The following is a 6,261-nucleotide window of genomic DNA, read 5'->3' as shown; positions in this document are numbered from 1 at the left end:
GGGAATGGTCGTCGACTCACGCTCCGCTTCCCCGCCGGCGAAACCACAAAAAACCTGTGGTTCGTGTACCCGCGGTTTTTCGCGGTCGGCAACACTCACGACCTTTTGCTAGCGAGCTCTGGGGGTTTGCGGTGAAGTTCGTCCGAAGAGCGTTGCTCACGTCGCTCGCGTTCACAGTGTTCGCCGGAATGGTTCAGACCACTCCGGCGATCGCGGAGACGGCACGCGCGGCCGTGCTGGCGGAGGATCCACCGCCATCGTCGCCTGCCAGGCCGATGCCGCCGGAGCTGTACAAGGAGTGGAACGGGCAGGACGGCGTCGCGCCGTTCGACTCCCGGCTGCGCACGCTGGTCGCCGACATCGCGAAACTCGACGAGGACGCCGAGGTGCGTGCCGCCGCGACGGCCGCGCTCGCCAAGGGCGACCGCGAGGTGCGCGAGTTCCTCGACACCGGCGTCACCGCGGTCCGTGCGCAGGCGAACGCCCGCCGGGCCGAAACCGATCGGCAGAACCGCGCGGCCATCGAGCCGTTGCGCGGCACCGGCGGTCAGTACCTGAAGTCCGAAGTGGACCGTGTGCTCGCCGGTTCGCCGAGCGACCGGGCCAACTTCCTGCTGTACGGCAAGGCGATCGCCGAACAGCGCGACGCGGCCAGCGTGCAGGACACCCAGGCGCGCGCCGCGCAGAACCGCGCGCGGGTGCAGATGCTGGTCGCCGCGGGCGGCCTCGAGGTCAAGAAGGCCGCGCAGGCCGCGCTCGACGCCGGTGACGTGGCCATCGCCGAGTTTCTCAACACCGGGTATCTCAACGCGGCCAAGGCCGACGCGGACGCGCGCGAGCAGTTTCTCAAGGATCAAGAGGCGCGTGACAAAGCGGCCGAAGAGCTCTCAGATCTTGCCAAGCGGTCAGCGCGTGCGAACGAGGCGCGCCGGAACCTGCTGGTGGCACACGGAAACGGCGTCCGCGCGCTGGAACGCTCGTCGAACGCGCTGATCGCGGCAGGCACCGAAGCACGCAAGGCCGCACAGATCCTCGCCGCGAACGCCGCGGGCGGGCAGCACCCCCTCGACGCGTTCAACGCCGTCAAGGCCGAGGTCGCCCGCCAGCTGGGTTACGCGCAGCAGGCCGCTTCGGACGCGCAGGCCGCGTCCGCCGCGGCGACGATTCAGGCGAACGTGCTCGTCGACACCGGTTTGCCGTATGGCGCCGACTGGACGCGGATGGCACAGGGCATGGCCGCCGCCGCCTCGGCCGCGGTGTCGGCCGCGGAGACCGCACAGCACGCGATCGACGCGACCGCGGCGACCGACCAGGCCCGCAACGCCCAGGAGAAGGCGGAGCGGCACGCGGAAGAGGCGCACCAGTGGCGGCTGCACGCGGAAGAGCACGCCGGGGCGGCTGCCAGGATCGCCGACGCCGCCAAGGTGCAGGCCGACGCCGCGAAGGACGCGGCGGTGCGGACGAAGCAGGCTCGTCAAGCCGCTGAAACCGCGGAAACCCAGGCATGGGCGGCCGCGCAGCGCACGCGTGACGCACGGCTGGTGGCCGAGGCTGAAGCGCGCAAGGCCGCCGCGGCTCGGGCGATCGCCGAGCGTGAGCGTGCGGCGGCGGGTGCCGCGAGGGCGCGGGCCGAGCAGCAGGCCGCGGTCGCGCGGTCGGCGCGCGGCGAGGCCGACTACTACGCGGGCATCGCGCGTGACGCGCGAGTGCGCGCGCAGGCGCAGGACGCCATCGCGGGCGGCGCCGAGACCGACGCGAAAACGGTCGAGGGCAACGCTTTGACCGCGCGCAACAAGGCGTTCGACGCCGAGCGGAACCAGCGTGCGGCGGAAGCACGCGCGCAGGCGATGGAGGCCATGGCACAGGCCACGGTCCCCGGTAGTGCCGCCGAGAAGACGGCCAAGGACGCGGCCGCCGCCGCACGTGGTGAGGCCAACCTCGCCATGGGTGCGGCCGTCGGAGCGCGTGGCGCCGCGAACACCGCGACCGGTGCCGCGGTGAACTCCAGGGCCGCCGCCACCGCCGCGACCATGGCCGCGGCGAGGGCTCGCGCCGCCGCTCGCGACGCGGAAGCCGCGGCGGCACGCGCGAACGCCGCCGCGAACAAGGCAGAGGCCGAAGCCGCCGCCACGCACGCCGCCGCGCTGCGGTCCAACGCGGCCGCCGCGGACGCGACGGCCAACGAAGCGAAGGCGGCCGACGCGGCCCGCGCCGCGGTCCAGCTCGCCGAGCAGGCGGCTTCCGAGGCAGTGCAGTCGCACCGAGCGGCGGAACGGACAAAGGCCGAGGCCGACGCGGCGTCCGCTGAAGCCGTTTCCGCCGCCACCCAGGCAGGCATCGCGATCAGGGCGGCTACGGCGGCGCGTGCGTCGTCTCAGGCGATCACTGACCCGGCGAACACCGCGATCGGCGTGGTCGCGCCGTTCACCGGTGGCGACATCGACGCCGATTTCACGGTTTTCGTGGCGAACCAGGCCAAGGCCGTCGGCGCCGAGCAGGCCAAGGCCGCGCAGGATCGCGCCAACGAAGCCGTCACCGCCGCCAACCTGGCTGCGGAGGCCGCCGCCCACGCGAACGATGAGATCAAGCCGGCGTTCGAAGCCGCGGCCAAAGCCGCGGCTTCAGCGGCGACCGCGGCACGTTCGGCAGCGGAAGCCCAGCAGGCGGCCGCGGAAGCAGCGGCAGACGGTGCGGCGGCGCGTGCCGCCGCCGCCAGGGCGAACACCGCCGACGCACAGGCGCACGACGACGCTGTACTCGCACGCAAGGCGGCCAACGCGGCGGCCAACGACGCCGCCATCGCGGGTCGCAACGCGGCAGCCGCCGAAAAGGACGCGGCAGCGGCCAGGTCCGCCGCCAGCGCGGCCGAGGCCGACGCCGCGGCGGCCCGTGGTTCGGCGGACGCGGCCGAGGCCGACGCCGTGTTGGCCCAGCAGGCGGCGGACAGCGCGCAGAAGCACGCCGACGCCGCCGCTGCGGCCGTCAAGAACGCACTCGGCTACGCCAAGGAGGCCCAGCAGGCCGCCGACCGCGCGGAAGAAGCCGAACGCAAGGCGGCCGACGCGCGGAAGAAGGAAGCCGCCGAGCACAGCGAGGCGAATGTCCAGGAACTCAGCGAAGAAGACCAGGACATCATCGAGGAGACCTGCGAAAGCGACAAGGACTGCATCGACGCCTACAACAAGGCGAAGGCGGACGCCAACAAGAGCATCCTCGACTTCATCAAGGAGAACGGCGCCGACGTTCTGCTGGAGATCATCGGGGTCAACGATGCCAAGCGGTGCTTCGGCGAGGGTGACGTCGCCGCTTGCCTGTGGACCATCATCAACGTCGGCTCGCTGATCCTGCTCATCGCGAAGCTGCCGAAGGTCGGTTCCGCGGTGACCAAGGTCGTCGGCAGCCTCGACCACTTCCTGGACGCGGCGAACGCGGGCACCAAGTTCACCACCGAGATGCAGGCGACGGTCGCGGCGCTCAAGGCGTGCAAGATCCCGAACAGCTTCACCCCGGACACGCCGGTGCTGATGGGCGACGGATCACGCAAGCCGATCGCCGACGTCGTGGTCGGCGACCTGGTGCTCGCGACGGACCCCGCCACGCGGGTGACGAAGCCGCAGGAGGTCACCAAGCTGATCATCGGCGAGGGCGTGAAGCACCTGGTCGACATCGACGTCGAAACGGGTTTCGGAGGCACCGGCCGGATCGTCGCGACGGACGGGCACCCCTTCTGGGTAAAGGCCGCGCACGACTTCGTCGACGCCAAGGACCTCAAGCCGGGCGATCAGCTCCGCGACCCGGCAGGCGGGCTGCACCGGGTGCGCGCGACGGTGGCCAGGACCGAGATCCAGCGGGTGCACAACCTGTCGGTCAAGTCGTTCCACACCTACTACGCGTTCGCGGGCCCGGTGCCGGTGCTCGTGCACAATGACGGCAACGCGTGCACGGAGCTGGTCCACCGCGCGACCGAGATGCTCAACCAGGCGCCGATCATCGTCTCCAAGGCGCTCGGCCGCACCGGCGAGATTTTCGTCAAGGACAAGCACCTGTCCACCGCGCGCGGCCGGTGGACCAAGTTCAACACCGCCGACCTCGGGGAGGCGACCCGCTGGGTCGAAGAAGCGCTCGCGAAGACGGGCAACCACGTGTTCCGGACGAACAGCGGGACGTCGATCAAGGTGTTCGTCAACATGGGCAGACCGGTCGGCACCAGGGGCGAGCAGTACATCATGTTGTGCATCAACGAGGAGGGCAAAGTGTTCAACGCTTTCCCGAAAGCGAGCGTGCCGGCGCCATGATCAGGTTCGCCTTCTCCGGCCTGCGGTCGGACTACCTGAGCACGCGGGAGTCCGCGGACGTCTTCCACAACGTCGAGGCGGACCTGCGTGTGCTCGACGGGGAACGGGAGATCTACGGCGAAGTCCTGTTCCCCGTGGTCGAACTGGTCGGCGCGCTGCGGTCATGGCAGCGTTCGCGCGGCGAGTTCGTCTTCGACTCGATGGCACTGGACGGCCGCTGGGCGGTCCGGATCATCCCGGCCGACGGCGGCTGGCAGCTCGTCAACGCCGGGGACGACCTCGAACACGCGGTGGTCTCGTCGGTGGTGTTCACCGAGGACATCGACCGGGCGATCGACGAGTTCGCCGAGGCGCTGGAACCGGCCTGTGTGGAGCTGCTCGGGACCTGGATCGAGTCGTTCTTCGCCTGACCAGCGGCGCACTGAAATTGTCGGTGCCCGGGGGTAGCGTGCCTTGTGACCTGAGACACACCACTCGGCTGGAGGCTCGTGATGGACGTCCTGCTCGGCATCGGCACGCGCAAAGGCCTGTTCCTGGCCAGGAGCTCGGGCGGCAGGAGCAGCTGGGAACTGTCCAAGCCGCACTTCCCGATGACCGATGTCCACACGCTGGCCATCGACACCTCGGGGCCGTCGCCACGCGTGCTCGTGGCGGCGGCCAACGAGCACTTCGGCCCGACCATCGCGTCGAGTGTGGACTTCGGTGAGACCTGGCAGGAGCCGGACCACGCGCCGGTGGCCTTCCCCGAGGACACCGGCGAGGCGGTCAAGGGCGTCTGGCAGATCGCGCTCGGCGACGGCGTGGTCTACGCGGGCGTCGAGCCGTCGGCGTTGTTCAAGTCGACCGATGGCGGGCAGACGTTCGAGCTGGTCAGGGGCTTGTGGGAACACGAGCATCGTGCCAATTGGACCCCGGGTGGCGGCGGGATGATGATCCACACGATCCTGCCGCACCCGACCGATCCGGAGCGGGTCACGGTCGCCATGTCGACCGGCGGGGTCTACCGCACCGAGGACGGCGGCGAGACCTGGCGGCCGTCGAACCACGGCATCAAGGCGGACTTCCTGCCGGGGGAGTTCCCCGAGTACGGGCAGTGCGTGCACAAGGTGGCGATGAACCCGGCCAACCCTGATCGCTACTTCCTGCAGAACCACGGCGGCGTCTACCGCAGCGACGACGACACGGCCACCTGGACGTCGATCGCCGAAGGACTGCCGGGCGACTTCGGGTTCGCGATGGTCGCGCATCCCCGCAAGCCGGACGTGATCTACAACTTCCCGCTGGTCGCGGACGTGCTGCGCTTCCCGCCGGACGGCCGCTGCCGGGTCTACCGCAGTGAGGACGCGGGCGAGTCGTGGACCGGGCTCGGCAAGGGGCTGCCCTCGGAGGGCTTCTACTCGGCCGTCATGCGCGACGCGATGTGCGCGGACGACGCCGATCCGGCCGGCATCTACTTCGGCTCGCGCTCCGGGGAGGTGTGGATGAGTCCCGATGAGGGCGAGAGCTGGCAGCTGGTCGCCTCGCACCTGCCGGACGTGTTCTGCGTGCGGGCCGCGGTGATCTAGATGGCGAAGGTCTGCCTGCCATCCATGCTGCGCCCGCTCGCCGGCGGTGTCGCCGAGCTGGAGGTCGACGCCCCCACGCTCGGCGCGGCGCTGGACTTCGTCCGCGCCGGGCATCCCGCGCTCGAACGCCGTCTGCGCGACGAGAGCGGGGGACTGCGCCGCTACGTGAACTTCTACGTGGACGGCGAAGAATGCCGTCGGCTCGAGGGGCAGGAAACCCCTCTGACGCCGAACGCGGAGGTGCGGATCATTCCTTCGGTCGCAGGCGGGGCATGAGCGTTGGGGGGGGGGGGGGGGCGGCCGGCCCGCGCGCACCGGGGGGCGGAACGGGACCCCCCGGGGGGGTTAAACAAATACCACCCCCCCCCAACCCACCCGGAGCCGGTTCAGTTAAACAAAAA

General features: G+C 70.6%; 4 protein-coding genes. All 4 read left to right on the top strand.

Annotated elements, in window-relative coordinates; translation table 11 throughout:
• The first annotated feature begins 131 nt into the window (after positions 1-131).
• Positions 132-4,295: a polymorphic toxin-type HINT domain-containing protein gene (locus ACFV15_RS15210; protein WP_378351047.1), complete on the top strand. Its 4,164-nt coding sequence runs from the start codon at positions 132-134 to the stop codon at positions 4,293-4,295.
• Positions 4,292-4,705 (top strand): hypothetical protein, encoded by a 414-nt coding sequence (locus ACFV15_RS15205; RefSeq protein WP_378351046.1) that lies wholly within the window; start codon positions 4,292-4,294, stop codon positions 4,703-4,705. Before ACFV15_RS15210 ends, ACFV15_RS15205 begins: the two co-directional genes overlap by 4 nt.
• Positions 4,706-4,786: 81 nt before the next feature.
• Positions 4,787-5,860, top strand: coding sequence for a WD40/YVTN/BNR-like repeat-containing protein (locus ACFV15_RS15200; RefSeq protein WP_378351045.1), 1,074 nt, complete (start codon positions 4,787-4,789; stop codon positions 5,858-5,860).
• Complete coding sequence (locus ACFV15_RS15195) at positions 5,861-6,136, top strand: MoaD/ThiS family protein (protein WP_378351044.1); 276 nt, start codon at positions 5,861-5,863, stop codon at positions 6,134-6,136. It abuts the gene before it with no gap.
• The last annotated feature ends 125 nt before the right edge of the window (positions 6,137-6,261 follow it).

Origin of the sequence: Amycolatopsis sp. NPDC059657, from assembly GCF_042734395.1 — a bacterium.
Taxonomy (GTDB): domain Bacteria; phylum Actinomycetota; class Actinomycetes; order Mycobacteriales; family Pseudonocardiaceae; genus Amycolatopsis.
The sequence above is the reverse complement of the archived record's forward strand: the minus strand, read 5'-3'. Positions and strand labels throughout refer to the sequence as shown.